Origin of the sequence: Lysinibacillus sp. NPDC097868, from assembly GCF_044761135.1 — a bacterium.
In the GTDB taxonomy this organism is placed as follows: Bacteria; Bacillota; Bacilli; order Bacillales_A; family Planococcaceae; genus Lysinibacillus.
In genome coordinates this window covers 241333-257764 of sequence record NZ_JBIWBS010000002.1, presented here as the reverse complement: position 1 = coordinate 257764, position 16432 = coordinate 241333, and the positions used below count along the sequence as shown (strand labels likewise).

Genomic DNA, 16432 nt, shown 5'->3' with positions numbered 1-16432 from the left:
CCAAAGTTACCATTTACCATTAAATATGAATAGTTAATTTGTTATCATCTAAAACATTTTCAGCGTTTACCCATTCTTCTTTCATCGCTAATAAAAAGCTATACAAATGGATTTTAGGATTTGCACCTATATTTAAGTTTTCCAACATATCAATGCTCATATTGATTTCATCAATTGTAGGTTCTTTTTGTAATACATTACTTAATATTTTGATAAGATTAGAATACTTATCGTATTCACTATAATCTAGCTCTTTTAAAGACTCAACTATAGAAGAATTAACCTGATTTATTCTTTGATATGACCAGGGCGTATCAAGAACAGGTAAGTCATTATTTAGAATATCTACCTGACACAACCGAAGTCTAAAAAATTTGTCCAACCAATTTAATTCTTCTACATTTGTATCAATTCGTCTAGGAACTGGACCAATCCACAATAAATAACTTGTCCACAAAGGTACAATATATATTTCTTCATTTGTAAGTTTTCTAACCGAACTTATTAAAGAATTAAGTATTGTTGAAACCTTTGGTACTGATATGTCTGCCGCTGTCAAGGTTCCTAAAATATCTAAACAATGTAATATGACTATTCCATCTTTTTTCTTTAAAGAAAGATACTTTTCTATCCATACAGAGTCGTAGGCTTCTTCTACATATCCTTGTTCATTGTATACATCTACTATGATTGTATCGTAATCAGAATGAACACTTTGTAATGTGTTTCTAAAATCACCGTATATTACATCATAATTAGCATACAACTTATTAAAATCATCAAAACTATCATCTATCTCTAGCCCGACCCCACTTGAATGTGCGCCCCATTTCTCTAATAGTTGCACAAAAGTTCCAGCCCCAAATCCTATTGATAACACTCTATTATTTGGAATTGTAGCTACTGCCCACGCTAAGTAATCCCAATATTTATAAGTTAATTTTTTTCTTACTATTTTAGAATGTTTTAAATTTGTTAATTTCCCACTCTCTCTGTCACACAATACAATATTATCATCAATTATTTCCCACTTTTTGATAAATATCACCTGTTTCTTTGTTCAAGACTAATGTTGGAGAAATATCTTCACAAATCCAATCTTCGATATCCACATTTTCATTCGAGTAGTCTAAAACATTAGGATAGTTTTCACAAAACATATGATGTCTATACCATAATCTCCAAAGAGATGGTTCTTTTAATATAGTTGGTCTGAAAAAACTCAATACATTCGATGCTGTTGAATTTACATTATTCGTTTGAATAGGAAGTGAAATCAATATTTCATCTATTTCAGGCGTAATAACTCCTATAACTGGAACCTTTACTTTTTCTAACAGTCTAAAAATACCACTTCTTATTTTAATTTCAGAACTAATAAATGGTAATTGGATAGGGTACTTATCTTCCCCATATCCAGTCATCCCATCTAAGTAAAGGATTACTACACCGCCATTTTTTAAATGACGTACTATTTTTAATGCTGAATTTGACTTTTCTGCAATTATCATCTCAACATTTTGTCTGCTATATGTTTTTACTACTTCTATTGAAGCACTTTCACTATTATAAGATTCTTCATCAACTACTAATAAAATTTTCTTATCAGGATGTACTTTGATTAATTCATCAGTAATTTTATATTGTACTGGTTTATATGCACCATAATGCATACCAATTATGGCAAAACCCGTCTCAGTATATAGTTGTTGTAGTTTTTCAATACTGAACCCCTCTGTCTTTTTAAAACCTTTATGGAAATTATTATTTATTCTATATTGATCACAAATTGCTATATACTCAGAATATTTGTTAAAGACGTTCAGCGGTGAGTAATTTCCAAAATACCTTAGTTCTTTTATAATATTAGAAAATGCCATTAAATAATCGAATTGTAATTTATTTGATGAACTCATTTATTTTCTTCGCTCCTTTACGTACAAAAAAATTATTTAATATTCTTATTAATATATGTAATGGTATGTCATAGTCTCCCCCACTACTATTACCTCCAACCGTTCCTTCAACAATATCTACCGCTTTTATATTAGAAAGTTTAAAAATTAAATTGATAATCTCCAGTAACTCTTCATTATTAAAACCGTTTGGGACTCTGAAATCGACATAAGGGAAATAAATTGGATCTAAAGAGTCCATATCGATCGATAAATAGCCATCTAAATGTTTATATTTCTCTAATAGTTCAGAAATTTTTTCACATGTTGCTTGTTGTTTAGTGATTTGAATAACTTTGGGATGGTGAACCAACTGACTATCTGTTCTAAATCCCCTTGCGCCAATTTGAATAATGGCTTCAACAAACGGCAGTTGTGCAATATTAAAGAAAACATTTCCATGATCTAATTTTTCTGGATTACCAAATAAATCATTGTGTGCGTCAAGTACCCATATGACAATTTTTTTATCGAATTTAGAGAACGAAGAAATAATATCATATGTATATGAATGATCGCCTCCTATGCATATAAATGGCAATGTTGAATCTAAACAGTAATTAGTTACTTTTTGAATGGAATCCCGCTCATTCTGATTTTCGAAAATTTTAATATCTCCTAAGTCTAATACCTTACCACAATCTATTTTTTGTTGGGTATCTAATTCGAAAAAGTTTAAGGATTTTGATATAGGATACTGATTTAACTGTGTCAGCTTTAGAGAGGCTTCTCTGAACAATCGAGGAAATTGATTAACCTGGGATAAAGGATTACGACTCCCTTGATTAAATGGAATACCAAATAATAATACATCTGGTTCTTCATCTATAAAAATATAGTTGAATATTGGTTTTACTTCTTTCAAAAATGCGCTAACTTTTATGTTGAACGGGATTGTATTTTCAATCTTATAAAATGCATTCTTTTCTATATCTCGTAATACTATTTTTTCATCATCTTTTGATACGATTTCATATGTGATGGTCAATTCTCTTATCCTCCAAATATAAATATCCTATTCTTCTTAAAGTCATTGTAATAAGTAGTAAATAAATAGCAGTCATCATCCATTTAAAGTAAATACTGCTTTCCCATAAAAATAAAAGGCCAATTGATGATAGAATAATCAGTAGTATTGCTATTGACCATAGCAATACTTTCAACTTGAAAGCAGGGTAAATTTTATATACAAATGAACCGTCTGTGATTGATAAAGGTACAAAATTTATAGCAATAACACATAAATAAAAAAGAGAAAAGATGCTTAACATTGTACTTTTCCATGTAATAATGAAAATCAATGAGACTAATAATTGAAAAAGGACACCGTTTAAAGTAAAAAATAGATATTTGGGAATATTAATTTTATTAGGGTATTGAAATTTTCCTTTAACTGATGATAAGGAAATTTCAAAACCTTTAATTTTTCCACCGATTAATAACATTGCAATTGCATGTCCAAACTCATGAATTATTATCATTAAAATAATGTATAATATAAAAGAGAATACATCTGTAAAAAACAAACTATCACCCCATATATTAAGACAGACAGAAAGAGCGGCAACTCCTTCTGTCTATAGCTATTAGCAGCGGATAACACAACGAATTACATTACGATCTGCCTCTAGCTTAATTAATTCTTCAACAGTAAGTGGTTTTGGCTGATTACTTGTTTGTTTTTTCATATGTATCACCTCCTTGAGTTAATAATAAAAAGTTAACTAACAACGGATAACACAACGAATTACATTACGATCTGCCTCTAGTTTAATTAACTCTTCAACAGTAAGCGGTTTTGGCTGATTGTTTGTTTGTTTTTTCATATGTATCACCTCCTTTAAATATCTTAAATTATTCTAGAATTTCACACATCTTCTCAATAATCCCTCTTATCTTTTCCATTTCCTTAGGATTAGGTAACGTTGAATGACTTACAAAATAAATAACTAAACCGTCTACTTGTGACCACCATAACCTAACAAAAGCATTTAGCAAATTTCTATCTATTGATGGGCAATGTTTAATAATGATGTTTTCAATTATCAGAAAGCTGTTACTCGATTTTTTCTTCATTGTTTCTTTTAATTGAGGTATTTTAGAAGACTCAAACCAAAATTCAAACTGTATACGTGCAAACTGTAAATTTTCTAAAGTCCAAGTATCCACAATTCCATCCCAGATGGTGATTAATTTTTCGGTTAAAGTAAATTCTTCAGGAAATTCAAAATTTAAAACTTTCCTTTGATCGGTCATTTCTTCCCAATACTCCGCTAGTTGCAAAAAGATTTCCTCTTTGCTTTTAAAATACGTATATATTAATCCTTTGCTTATATTGGCTCTATTTATAATGTCATCTACGGACGTTGCAGAATATCCCTTTTCAGAAAATTCGTTAAGTGCAGCAGCTAAAATCTTCTTTTTTCTTTCTATCTTTTTATCCTCTGATATTTTAGGCATATGAAACTCCCTTAAGTTATATGTTATATATAAATAAATAAAAACTGACTATTCCGTTTCTATAAAAATATTAACATTGTTCAGAAAAATTAGTCAACATTTTTCCCTTTTTTTTCTTATTTATTTCTTTTTTACCTTTTACAAACATAAAAAGTAGAATGAGAGAAATAGCAAAAATACTACATCCACCTAATAAAAATGCAGTTTGCAAGCCATAATTATCTATTAATATTCCAGAGATAAGAAAAGACAGAGGTTGTAACCCAACTGACCCCATTAATTGTATACTCATTACTTTACCTAGAATCTCCTGGGGACTATGGAGTTGAAGCAAGGTAATAAAAATAACATTAATACTTCCTATTGCTATACCGGCTAAACCTAACAAAACGCTAATTAATATAAAATGATCTGGTCTTACAATGAATGACCACAATAAACTAAAAACGATACCCAATAATGATAGCGAAAATAATAAATTCATTCTTTTACTAAAAAAACCAATTAATACTGATCCCACAATGGAACCCAACCCTAAAACCGACAGTAAATACCCCAACTCCGTAGTGCCTAAATTTAATTCTTTATCAATCAAAATGGGAAGCCCTATTTGTTGCGGACCTGCAACACCCAAGTTTAATACCGCGGTAAACAATAATAATAATATCAAAATAGGTGTACTAAAAATAACCTTGTAACCTTTAATGCCTTTATCGGGCTGTGGCTGTTTTTCTACTTGTTCAAAGTTTTCGGTTTCATGATCTAACAGTCTAAATTTGCAAAAGTAGATTAATATTACTGATAAAAACATCATGACACTAATTATTACGTAGTAGAATTTTAGTTGTATAAAACCTAACAATATACCAGCAATTGCTGGCCCAATAAAAATTGTTAGTTGGTTAATTAGTTGAATAGCAGCATTAGCCTTTGGTAGATTGTTTTGATTAATAATTTTAGGAATGATGGAGAAAGTTGACGGTAAAATCACTGCACTAATTCCACCAAACACACCTGCATATATCATTAATACTTTTAATGACAGAAGATCCATCTGTTCAATTATTCCCATTGATCCCATCAATATTGTTAGTCCTATAAATCCAAATAACATAATAGTCCTCTCATTATATTTATCTGTTAAAATTCCCGCTAAAGGAAGTATGATTAATCTAGGTATCACCATAACCGTTAATACACTAGCTAACATAACTGTTGAATTCGTTATTTCAAGCAACTTGTTTATTTGACCAAGCATATAAAACTGGTTCGTTAAATAAAGAAAAAGAGCTGCAACACCAAAGAAAACAAATGATTTATTTATGCTGAAAAATGCCTTTGACTTTTTTACCCTTTCCAAGAATACTCGTATCATTTAATATCCTCCTCTTATTAAAACTGACTGGTTAGTTTTTTAAATTCAAAAAAATAATTGCCTTTTTTCAAGAGCAATTCTTAATTCCAATCATACTATATCATTTTTATTTTTTCTAATTATTTTTAATTAACTATCTATTTTTATATTGCAGCCCCCCCACATTTAATGAAAATCCCTCTTTTTTCGGATTGTTGTTTAGCATGGTATGATTTTTTTACTTTCATTATTCTTAAATTAGATTTTAAGTGAAAAATCTATTAGAGAAAAAGTGTTAGCTTGATGGCGATTAAGCTAACACTTTTTTGCTTATACGTTGATGACCGCTACGGCAGTGCTTTCCGCGGGCACAAACGTAAGCCGCAACCCTTGCTAACGCGCGGTTTGCCCATGTCTTACGTTGCGTGCGTTCCCGCAGGAGTCACCGCCTACGCTACAATCAACTAGCGTTCTCTTCTAATTTATTATGATTGCTAAGAACATTCTAAATCAGACAGCCGCTTCAAGTTCCTCAAGAAGTGCAAAAACAAAAGAATATAATTGTGCTAACACTTCGTCAAGTGACTGCTGCTCACTAAATCCATCCAGCGCATCTAACGCAAGATTTACTTCCCAAAGACCGTCTTCCCCAGAAAATGCCGCACTATACGTCATCTTCTCATTTTGCAAATGTGCTTTAAAATACGAATGCAAAAACTCACTGTACTTCTTTTGCAATCGTAGTCCAAACAAAGCACTATACACACCAAACGCCCCATCAAATTCAAGCGCAAACGAATCCACGCGAATTACATCAAAACGTTCAGACGTCACATACATAAATTCATTTGCATGCTCTTTTAAATATTGAACAGGCTTTGTCAGAAACGAAGTTGTTTCTTCTGCTACTAACTCTTCAGTTTCCTTATTGCAACGTTCAATCACGTCAAATTGCAAGGAAATCGTTTCTACCGTTGCACTCTCATTTAACAATGCGTGCTTTTGAGCATACGACTTTTCTACGTCGATTAATTTAATATTGGCTTGCTCGTTTATTAATGATTCTATTTGGGTTTTTAACACCTATTATCCAGCTCCATTCGATTGCGTTAAATATTAGTATAGCTTAGGATGGATGGTAATTTGAAGAAATGTATTACTATCTTTGTATTAAAGTGTTTTTTTAAACTGCTATTTATAAAAAATCCCTCCATAGTAACAGTAATGTTCTTTCATTTTACCGTCTACTATAGGGGGATATAAATATCAGTTATTTATCAAGATACCAGTTTTCACCATTTTCAAAGAAAATTTTATCTTGTGCTTCTCTACCTACTGTTTCTTTAATTAATTGAATATCATCGTAGGAAAATCGCTCTTTTGCTCGAGTTGAAGGTAAATCACTGCCGAACATAAGGCTGCTCGGATTTTCGCTAAATAATATTGTTATTAATTCACGTATTTCATCACGCTCATATCCCACTCGACCAAAGCCTGTTAAGCGAATTGGAATATTAGCATTAACAATTTTTTTCAACTTATCAACTGAACACTTATGCATCCCAAGATGATCAATGGATACTTTTGGTAATGTAAACATTAATTCTTCAATTTCTTTATCAATTGTTTGCAAATTTACATAAAGTTCAGTTTTCCAATTACATAAATTATAAACTCTCTCTGATAGCTCATTAATTTCTTTTGGTAAAGCAGATAGTCCTCTGTAGAGATTAAATCTTATTCCCTTTATTCCGATATCATTTAATTTTAAAATGTCTTCATCTGTTGTATCAAATGGAAGCTGAGTAATACCCACAAAATTATTACCTAATTCTGAAATTGCCTCTTCAAAATAATGCTGATGATACCCTTGAAATGAGCCTGATACAATGGCGCCACCAGTTAACTCAATCGACATTTCCTTAAGTTCCTGTAAATAATCATCAACTGTATAAAAGTCAGGGACAAATCCTTGATTTTCTACAAGAGGATACTTCGGATCAATAATATGAAAATGAGTGTCAAATATTTTTTGCATAACTACCCCCCTACAGAATAAACATTAAAATCAAAGTTGCGACAACAGCAAACCCTAACCCTAATGGTGTTGCTTTATAAAGCAAATCATTATAGAACTTCTTAGACTCCTCTTCGCTTAAACCACTGTTACCAAGGATTAAACTCCCACCCGTAGAAAATGGCGCTAACGCTGACGATTGGGCACCGATAATAATAGCAACTGCAATTAACGAAGCGCTGTAACCTGTTGAATCTATTATACCAGCAATCATAGGGAACATAAGCGGTGCCACAACACCCAACGTACTACTAAAGATCGACATTACACCCGCAATGAGTGCTACCGCAATAGGAACAATAAAAGTCGGCATATTATTAATCATAGAAGCTAACAAATCGATTGTTCCTGCTTCAACTGCAACATCAATTAACATTCCAACCCCTGAAACAAGCCATAACGTACTCCAAGGTATTCTTGCCATTACTTCTTTAGGTTTGTCCCCAGCTAATTTTAATATATACGCAGCGATTGCAAATACAATTGCTAAAAAAGTAATGTCTGTACGTGCGTTAATAAACTGAATAATTTCATTCTCAGGCATGAAATTAGAGAGCATCGGTACTCCTAGTACAATGACCATAAGAAGAATAATTAAAGCAATATTTACTTTTTGTTTTTTTGTAAAAACTTCTGGTTTTTCTATATTCAACACAGTGTTTTGACTATTTTTTCTATCAAAAAACATCAGAATCAACATGATAAATATCGGATAGATAAATGATACAACAAAAATATCTCTTGTCAGAATATCAGCCTGTTCAGCCACACCTGTTTTGCTTAACAAAGAGTTAAAGAGAACCCCATGCGCACTATACATGAAATTGGCACCAGAAAGGGAACCTAATGAAACGGCGAATGAAGCATTTAATTTATTCATCCCTGAAGATTTACATAATGCCATTGCAATGGCACCCATAACTGCTACAGAAGTAAAGAAACCTGCGCCCATTCCTGAAACTAACGCTGTAATAAAATACAAAATTAAAGGCAACCATTTTGTTTGCTTTTGAAATCTATAAAGTAATAATTGAGCTATTTTCTCTAAAGTACCATTGACCACTGCAAAATTAAAAAAGAGCGCCAATGTGAAAATAACTAAAAATAATTTTGTTGGGAATGTTGCCAATAAATCATTAATAGACATCCCCAACACAAAACAACCAATTAAATAAGCGAATGCTAAAGCTACTAAACCAGTATTTATATCAAGTTTTTCACCCATATAGATAGCAATAATTATTGCCAAGATGATTAAAATGGAATAAAACATAATTTCCTCCTGCTTCATTTATCTGTCATTTATATAGTGTGTACTTTCCTGCATATGAAGCGCTTCCAAAAATATTTATTTTTTCTTAGTCTAAACTTAATAATGATTTGTATTTATACATGTCTCCACGATAGGAAGAAGCACCTGTTAAAACACAGCCATTTTTTACTTTTAAGTCCACACTTCTATATAAAATTGGGGCACCTTCAGAAATGCCAAGAATTTCGGAAATCTCTTGATTAGCAAGAACTGCTTCTATTTCAATTTCCCCTTCAGTAAGCGCCATCTTAAATTTATTTAAAAATAAATGTGAAAAAGAATAATTCACATATTCCTCATCAGTAATTTGTTCACCGTACTTTTTTAAAAGATAGCGGTTATCAATAACAATTGGGATACCCTCTGAAAGACGTAGGCGTTTAACTTGATAAACTTCCTCTCCAGGCTGTACCCCCAATTTTTCTTCTAATCCTACTGGACAAGGAACAGATCCCCGATATAGCAACTCCACAGTAAAGTTTTCTAGGTACCATCCTCGAAAAAAAGTATCTAATTTAGCAATATCGGTCTTCAATTTTTCTTTTCGAACAATAAAGGTCCCTTTTCCTTGGATACGTTTTAAAAGACCTTCCTCTACAAGCACTTGAACCGCCTGACGAATCGTCATTCTAGAGACATCAAACATCTTTATTAGTTCATCATCGCTTGCAAACTTTTCATTTCCCTCTTTATACATTTCATCTACTTTTATTCTTAACCTATCTGCAATCTGAACATACTTTGGTATCAGAGAATTATAATTACTCATGCTCACCCTCCTATGAATTAAATTATATTACACCCCATATCATCTATACATCTAGATGACTTGTTTTACATTTTACAGAACCAAAAGTTAAGAATCAACATAATTTTTTGAATTTTTTATTTGTATTTAAGGGGGTTTTTGGAGATAAATACAAAAATAGTGGTAATACACCTAAGGAGATAACAATCTAAATAGAAGACTCAAACAAAACCCAAATTGTATCCGTGCAATTTGTTCAGATTTTACTTTTGATTTATACGCTTTATATTTGTTGAATTAACTTAAGCCATCTATATTTAGATGGCTTAAGTTCTGTACTATATTTTAATGCATTATTATTTTGTTAAATTTAACGCTCTATACAAGATTGCAACGAATTGAGCTCTTGTAATAGAATCTTGAGGATTAAATTTCCCATTATCCCCTTGCACGATATCTAATTTTTCTAAACCAGCAACGTATCGATAACTCCAATGATTTTTAGATAAGTCTTCAAAATTACTTTCATCACCTAGTTCAAAATCAAAAGCAATTACAATAATTTTTGCCAATTGTGCGCGAGTTAAAAATTCATCAGGTTTAAATTGACCATTTGTGCCATCGACAATACCTGCTTGTTGAAGCAATAGAATTTCCTTATAGTAAGGATGATTTGGTAATACATCACTAAATGAAGCATTTTCACGTATTGGTTTTAAATCCAAGGCACGGTTAATCATAATAGCAATATGTTTTCTTAAAATCGGCTCATTTGGACGGAATGTTCCATCTGGATAACCGTTAATAATACCTAAAGCGGCTATTTCTTCAATCATTTCTTTCGACCAATGTGTTGAAACATCTGAAAAATAATTATAGGTAGTCGGCTTTTCTTCTTCTTTGGACTCAACAATTTCTTTACTATTTTCAATCCATTTTGCATACAAGGTCGTTGATACAGTTATAACATCTTTTTCGAAATCCCATTTAACTTTAAATTCAGGGTCTTTATACCACCCTTCAAATAGATAACCTTCTCTCTTGGGATTTTCAGGTTTTATTATATTTTTATTTTTTTCTAAGCTTTTAATACCAATGGCACTTCCACCATTTGTATTAAAAATAATCTTATATTTAATTGGCTCTAATTTAATAGGTGTTGTTGACGTAGCATCGGTATTATTATATATAGGAACATTGTTAATCTCATTCACCGTAACCGTAATACTTTCTTCATCTGTTAGCCTTCCGTCACTTACACGCACAATAAACGTATAGCTACCTGGCCCCTGTGCTTCCGTGGGTGTCCAAGTAAATACGCCTGTCGTCGCATTGATGCTCGCCCCTGTTGGTGCACCTACTAAACTGTAAGTTAATGTATCTCCATCTGCATCCGTTGCTGAAGCTTTGAATGTCAATTGACTCTCCTCATTGACTGTTTTATTACCAATTGTTTGTAACACTGGGGCGCTATTTACTTTACTCACCGTAACTGTAATGCTTTCTTCATCTGTTAATAATCCGTCACTTACACGGACGATAAATGTATAGCTGCCTGGACCCTGTGCTTTCGTTGGTGTCCAAGTAAATACGCCTGTCGTGGTATTTATGCTTGCTCCTGTTGGTGCATTGACTAAGCTATAAGTTAGTATATTTCCATCTGCATCCGTTGCTGAAGCAGTAAATTTCAGCTGACTATTCTCATTCACTGTTTTATTACCGATTGCTTGTAACACTGGGGCGCTATTTACTTCATTCACCGTAACCGTAATGCTTTCTTCATCTGTTAACATTCCATCACTTACACGTACAGTAAATGTATAGCTGCCTGGCCCCTGGGCTTCCGTTGGTGTCCAGGCGAATACACCTGTCAGGGCATTTATGCTCGCTCCTGTTGGTGCACCAACCAAGCTATAGGTTAACGTATTGGCTGGTAAATCAGCGTCTGTTGCTATTGCCGTGAATGTCAACTGACTGCCCTCATCAACTGTTTTATTACCGATTGCTTGTAACACTGGAGCGCTATTTACTTCATTCACAGTAACCGTAATGCTTTCTTCATCTGTTAACATTCCGTCACTTACACGCACGGTAAATGTATAGATACCTGGACCCTGGGCCTCTGTTGGTGTCCAAGTGAATACGCCTGTCATGGCATTTATAGTTGCTCCTGTTGGTGCGCCAACTAAACTGTATGTTAATATCGCTGAATCTGAATCTGTTGCTGTCACCGTAAATGTCAACAGGTTACCCTCATTAACTCTCTTATCACCAATTGCTTGCAACACTGGGGCGCTATTTACTTCATTCACCGTAACCGTAATGCTTTCTGCAGCTAGTAACATTCCGTCACTTACACGCACTGAAAATATATAGATGCCTGGCCCCTGTGCTTCCGTTAGTGTCCAGGTGAATACACCTGTCAGGGCATTTATGCTCGCTCCTGTTGGTGCACCAACCAAGCTATAGGTTAACGTATTGGCTGGTAAATCAGCGTCTGTTGCTATTGCCGTGAATGTCAACTGACTACCCTCATCAACTGTTTGATAACCAATTGCTTGTAACATTGGAGCACTATTTACTTCATTCACCGTAACTGTAATACTTTCTTCAGCTAGTAACATTCCGTCACTCACACGCACGGTAAATGCATAGATGCCTGGCCCCTGGGCCTCTGTTGGTGTCCAAGTAAATACGCCTGTCGTAGCATTTATGCTCGCTCCTGTTGGTGCATTGATTAAGCTATAAGTTAGTATATCTGCATCTGCATCTGTTGCTGATGCAGTGAATGTCAGCTGACTGCCCTCATTAACTGTTTTATTACCAATTCCCGTCATTGTTGGCGCAGTATTTCCATTGTCAATTACTGTATTCACTTGGGCAACTGGGAAACTAAAGATGGGGTCGCCTGAAGCTGTACTTACTCCTGTAATACTAGACAAAACGAAACCCAACCCCGATTTAAACGAACCTGCAGCAGAAATATAACCAGCATACAAATCCCCACTGTAGCCACCTACATAAGATGAGGTCCCATCAAATGTCGCTGTTAGTTTCGGCGATAACGTTGTAGAAGCAGCATCTATCTTCTGAGTTCCAAAATTTAAAATGCATATTACCATCATCAATGAAACAGCAAGCAACGCCATTTTTTTAACCACTATCAACATCCTCTCCTTTTAATTCTATCTTTCTATTCTGACGAGCAATATTCTTTCTCAAACTAGAAGCCTATCTTCTGATATCAGAGGAATCTCACCTTACCTCCTTTAACTTGATCTTCAGTTCACTTTTTATAAGTATGTATTCTATAGTAATAAGTACATACCCTTTAAAAGTACTATAGATAAAAACATGGTGATACTGACGAATGTTAATCATTAGAGCATTAACATTCAAAAAATAACCTCTTAGCGATATTTATATGCTAGAGATTATTGATAGAGTGCAGGGTTACATAAAACATGAAGGGGTTTTCAAAGCATAAAAAAATGCAGAGAGGTTTTAAACCCATCCTGCATTTCATATTATCGAAATATATTTTTCCTATGCCATCTAAAATACTGCTTATTCTCTTCATATCTTAAAACCTTCATCTTTTGATGAATGTTATACATTCCATAATTCGCTGCTGGAATTCGTTCTGAGATGTGAATTAAGCCTGTTCCATCAAATGTAATATAACCTTGATCGTATAATGCATCATGATTACAGCAAAGCAATACACCATTATACGGATCTAGGCGTTCTTCATTCGAACTTTCGCGCCAAGGCTTAGAGTGGCTTGCGCGTAGAAGCGCCGGTAGCTCAATACCACAAAGTGCGCATTGATGATTCCATAAAGGGATTAAAGCCGCTTTAAATTTCTCTTGGCCAATACGAATTTTACGTTTCGCTTCCGCTTCTGTTTCGGTAATCACTGGAATAAGCGTATTTCGTTCTGTACGTACTACCGTGCCAATCGCAAATTCTAGCTGTTCATCATCCACTTGATAAATATTCATATCACTAATAATATCTAATAGCTTGATCGCAAGTTCTTCATTACATGGATATAAATAGCCTTGGTTTCCATCCCCATCTTGCTGGAAAGCTGAGTATTTAACAGGCAATAACACTTTCAACTCATTAAAGTAATCTTTAATCATTAATGGTTGTTCTAATTCATGGTATTGCAGCTTCACGAGAAAACCTTGCTCTTCCCACTGGTCATATGTTGTTAGAGAAGCAGGCTTTTTGCCTTCCTCACAATCAGACAGCGCAATGCTAATCGCAACGATTTTTCCTTTTACGTAATGAAAAATACGATCTCCTGAGCTAACTTCCTCCATACGTCGCCATGAGTGCGGAGTGTTTCCGCCTTTATCTTTTTGTGGTGACCAAATGATTTCTGCTTCTTTTTCTTCTTGATAGGTGTGCCCTTGCATGACGATATAGTGGTTCATTATGTTCTCCTCTTCTATTCATTACTTCTATTATAGCTAAAGTCTTCAAAGTATTTATGTATATATAATTGTTTTAATACATAAACTCGTTTTTTAAGTACGTATTCGTTCATTACAAATAATAAAAGCCATAGTAGCTCCTTTCAATTGAGCAACCTATGGCTTCAATATTTATAAATAGTCATCTTTTACTTAATTCGTTTTCTATCCACTCAGAAATTAACATCAAAACATCTTCACCTGCATATTTCACATAGGTATTCCAACCTATTAATGTAATTTCTCTTCCGATTTCTACCCCAGCAATACTTCTCGTTGTAGATACGAACCCTTCAACTTTATTTTTAATTTTCCCATCTATTTTTGTTGTTTGACGTAACAATACCTTTTTAGGTTGTACATCAAAGAAATTAAAAATCTCCATTGTAGTTTTCTTTCCATTTAAAAATAAAGTATGAAAATTCCCATACTTAATTATTTCCCCTAGCAATTCTATGTCACCAGTACTTACTAAATCCTTTTGTTGATAATTATTTAATTTTCCCCATATGTCTTTTGTAGCCCATTGGCTTAAATCTAGGTGACAAGCTGTTCCTTCATAATAATCGTATCCAGTGGAATTCTTAATAAATGTTGAAATTCGATTAAACCAATCTTTATAAACCACATTTCTCTCAAAGTATCTTTCGCAATAATCTAGTATCTGTTCTCCATGTTCTGCTTTAATATCAGCATAACTATGTAATCCTAAACTATCCAGAGTATGAAACCTATTTTTCCCATTAACCAAATCAAATTCTTTATAACTCGGATTTAAGCTAATAGTAGCAATCTCTGCAGTTCTAAACCTCCCAAATGCAATTACAGGCGTACTTCTAGGGACAATTGTGCAATTTTCTGGTGCACTCTGTTGTAGTCTACTTAATATTTTTTCATCAAGTGTATGCATAGTTTTCACCTTATTCTTTTCTATAAAATACCCTTTATTTCATTATCAATCAGAAAATAATTGTACTGGATAAAATATTTACATTGGTAAAAAATACAATATTTCCTATAATTATAGTATAAGCATTTTAAAACATAAAGAGTACAATCAACATTCATTGAAAGTAGTTTGATGATCTTCATAAGTAGAAACTAAACTAATATGATCATTTACTGTTAACACTTCAGTGCTTTACTCCGCAAGGATCTATTCATTTGTACCACAAAAAAAACTGCACCTCCAATGATTAAGTTTGTGTCTAACAATTGGGGTGCAGTTCAATTTTGGAGTTTCCCGAATCATTCCTAATTCAAACTATCCAACATTTCAACAATATATTGTGAAGTCTCCATCATCTGCTGTTTATTTGTAATAGAAGACTCACCGTCACCCTTTTGATGACCATAATCTCCAAAACCTCCATGATTGCCACCGTTTATTTCGATAAAACGTGCGTCACTCGGCATAATGTTTTTAGCATCTTTTACTTTGTTTAAGTCTGCAACTTTATCATTGCTTCCCCATAGTGATAAGACTTTTATTGGTTGACTACTTAGATTTGTTTTTGATTGGGGATAAGATGCTAATAGTACCAAGCCTTTTATTTTATCATTTTTCAGTGCATAATCTGCTGCCATGACACCCCCTAAAGAATGTCCTCCAATCACCCAAGTATCAATTTCTTTATGATTACTTATTATATTGTCTGCTTTATTCGGTGAAAAAATGGCTAAGTTAAAGCTCATGTTAGCAATACTAACTGTATAACCTTTTGCTGCTATCTCTTTAGCTAAAGGTGCATATGCTGAAGCTTCTACCTTTGCTCCTGGATAGAAAATAAATCCGATATTTTTAGCGTTCGATACTGGTTCAAATAAAATATCTCCATTTTCTTCGACTTTAACGACTTCGTCAGATTTTAAACTATCCAAAGCTAACGAGCTGGCCTTATAGTATGAACTTACATAAATAAAAAATCCCGCAACAAGTAGTATTAACAAAGCAAAAATTCCAGTGAAAATTTTAAACTTTAAAGATTTCTTTTGTTTCATCGTATATCCTCCTATCCTATTTATTATATTCAGCTTTGCAA

14 protein-coding genes are annotated in these 16432 nt (G+C 33.3%); all 14 read right to left on the bottom strand.

From position 1 onward, the window contains the following. Nucleotides 1-19: 19 nt before the first annotated feature. Nucleotides 20-1048, bottom strand: a complete 1029-nt coding sequence (locus tag ACIQXJ_RS16095) for a class I SAM-dependent methyltransferase (RefSeq protein WP_403055143.1) — start codon at nucleotides 1046-1048, stop codon at nucleotides 20-22. Then, nucleotides 1017-1916 (bottom strand): hypothetical protein, encoded by a 900-nt coding sequence (locus ACIQXJ_RS16090; protein ID WP_403055145.1) that lies wholly within the window; start codon nucleotides 1914-1916, stop codon nucleotides 1017-1019. The genes ACIQXJ_RS16095 and ACIQXJ_RS16090 overlap by 32 nt, the downstream gene beginning before the upstream one ends. Continuing rightward, nucleotides 1900-2943 carry an arginase family protein gene (locus tag ACIQXJ_RS16085; protein WP_403055147.1) on the bottom strand — a complete coding sequence of 348 codons (1044 nt, stop codon included), beginning with the start codon at nucleotides 2941-2943 and terminating at the stop codon, nucleotides 1900-1902. The genes ACIQXJ_RS16090 and ACIQXJ_RS16085 overlap by 17 nt, the downstream gene beginning before the upstream one ends. Continuing rightward, the gene (locus tag ACIQXJ_RS16080; RefSeq protein ID WP_403055149.1) at nucleotides 2927-3481 is read right to left on the bottom strand and encodes a hypothetical protein; all 555 of its coding nucleotides are present in this window, start codon (nucleotides 3479-3481) and stop codon (nucleotides 2927-2929) included. Before ACIQXJ_RS16080 ends, ACIQXJ_RS16085 begins: the two co-directional genes overlap by 17 nt. 328 nt (nucleotides 3482-3809) lie before the next feature. Further along, nucleotides 3810-4415 (bottom strand): TetR/AcrR family transcriptional regulator, encoded by a 606-nt coding sequence (locus ACIQXJ_RS16075; protein WP_403055151.1) that lies wholly within the window; start codon nucleotides 4413-4415, stop codon nucleotides 3810-3812. A 70-nt stretch (nucleotides 4416-4485) separates the two neighbouring features. Next, nucleotides 4486-5790: an MFS transporter gene (locus tag ACIQXJ_RS16070; protein WP_403055153.1), complete on the bottom strand. Its 1305-nt coding sequence runs from the start codon at nucleotides 5788-5790 to the stop codon at nucleotides 4486-4488. 489 nt (nucleotides 5791-6279) lie between these two features. Next, entirely contained in the window at nucleotides 6280-6852 is a 573-nt protein-coding gene (locus tag ACIQXJ_RS16065) for a hypothetical protein (protein WP_403055155.1), read from the bottom strand. A gap of 187 nt (nucleotides 6853-7039) precedes the next feature. Continuing rightward, nucleotides 7040-7807: an amidohydrolase family protein gene (locus ACIQXJ_RS16060; RefSeq protein ID WP_403055157.1), complete on the bottom strand. Its 768-nt coding sequence runs from the start codon at nucleotides 7805-7807 to the stop codon at nucleotides 7040-7042. 10 nt (nucleotides 7808-7817) lie between these two features. Continuing rightward, complete coding sequence (locus ACIQXJ_RS16055; RefSeq protein ID WP_403055159.1) at nucleotides 7818-9119, bottom strand: SLC13 family permease; 1302 nt, start codon at nucleotides 9117-9119, stop codon at nucleotides 7818-7820. Nucleotides 9120-9204: 85 nt separating this feature from the next. Beyond that, nucleotides 9205-9927 (bottom strand): GntR family transcriptional regulator, encoded by a 723-nt coding sequence (locus ACIQXJ_RS16050; protein WP_401012844.1) that lies wholly within the window; start codon nucleotides 9925-9927, stop codon nucleotides 9205-9207. Between the two features lie 335 nt (nucleotides 9928-10262). Further along, on the bottom strand, nucleotides 10263-13067 hold the full coding sequence (locus tag ACIQXJ_RS16045; protein ID WP_403055161.1) for a putative Ig domain-containing protein: 2805 nt from the start codon (nucleotides 13065-13067) through the stop codon (nucleotides 10263-10265). Between the two features lie 366 nt (nucleotides 13068-13433). After that, nucleotides 13434-14351 carry an HNH endonuclease gene (locus ACIQXJ_RS16040; protein ID WP_403055163.1) on the bottom strand — a complete coding sequence of 306 codons (918 nt, stop codon included), beginning with the start codon at nucleotides 14349-14351 and terminating at the stop codon, nucleotides 13434-13436. Nucleotides 14352-14532: 181 nt separating this feature from the next. Continuing rightward, the gene (locus tag ACIQXJ_RS16035; RefSeq protein ID WP_403055165.1) at nucleotides 14533-15300 is read right to left on the bottom strand and encodes a hypothetical protein; all 768 of its coding nucleotides are present in this window, start codon (nucleotides 15298-15300) and stop codon (nucleotides 14533-14535) included. 344 nt (nucleotides 15301-15644) lie between these two features. After that, nucleotides 15645-16391, bottom strand: a complete 747-nt coding sequence (locus tag ACIQXJ_RS16030; RefSeq protein WP_403055167.1) for an alpha/beta family hydrolase — start codon at nucleotides 16389-16391, stop codon at nucleotides 15645-15647. Between the last annotated feature and the right edge of the window lie 41 nt (nucleotides 16392-16432).

Coding starts and splice junctions, on each gene's coding strand:
- ACIQXJ_RS16070 (WP_403055153.1), bottom strand. CDS start 5,790: ATGATACGAGTATTCTTGGAAAGGGTAAAAAAGTCAAAGGCATTTTTC.
- ACIQXJ_RS16050 (WP_401012844.1), bottom strand. CDS start 9,927: ATGAGTAATTATAATTCTCTGATACCAAAGTATGTTCAGATTGCAGAT.
- ACIQXJ_RS16035 (WP_403055165.1), bottom strand. CDS start 15,300: ATGCATACACTTGATGAAAAAATATTAAGTAGACTACAACAGAGTGCA.
- ACIQXJ_RS16040 (WP_403055163.1), bottom strand. CDS start 14,351: ATGAACCACTATATCGTCATGCAAGGGCACACCTATCAAGAAGAAAAA.
- ACIQXJ_RS16075 (WP_403055151.1), bottom strand. CDS start 4,415: ATGCCTAAAATATCAGAGGATAAAAAGATAGAAAGAAAAAAGAAGATT.
- ACIQXJ_RS16090 (WP_403055145.1), bottom strand. CDS start 1,916: ATGAGTTCATCAAATAAATTACAATTCGATTATTTAATGGCATTTTCT.
- ACIQXJ_RS16030 (WP_403055167.1), bottom strand. CDS start 16,391: ATGAAACAAAAGAAATCTTTAAAGTTTAAAATTTTCACTGGAATTTTT.
- ACIQXJ_RS16060 (WP_403055157.1), bottom strand. CDS start 7,807: ATGCAAAAAATATTTGACACTCATTTTCATATTATTGATCCGAAGTAT.
- ACIQXJ_RS16055 (WP_403055159.1), bottom strand. CDS start 9,119: ATGTTTTATTCCATTTTAATCATCTTGGCAATAATTATTGCTATCTAT.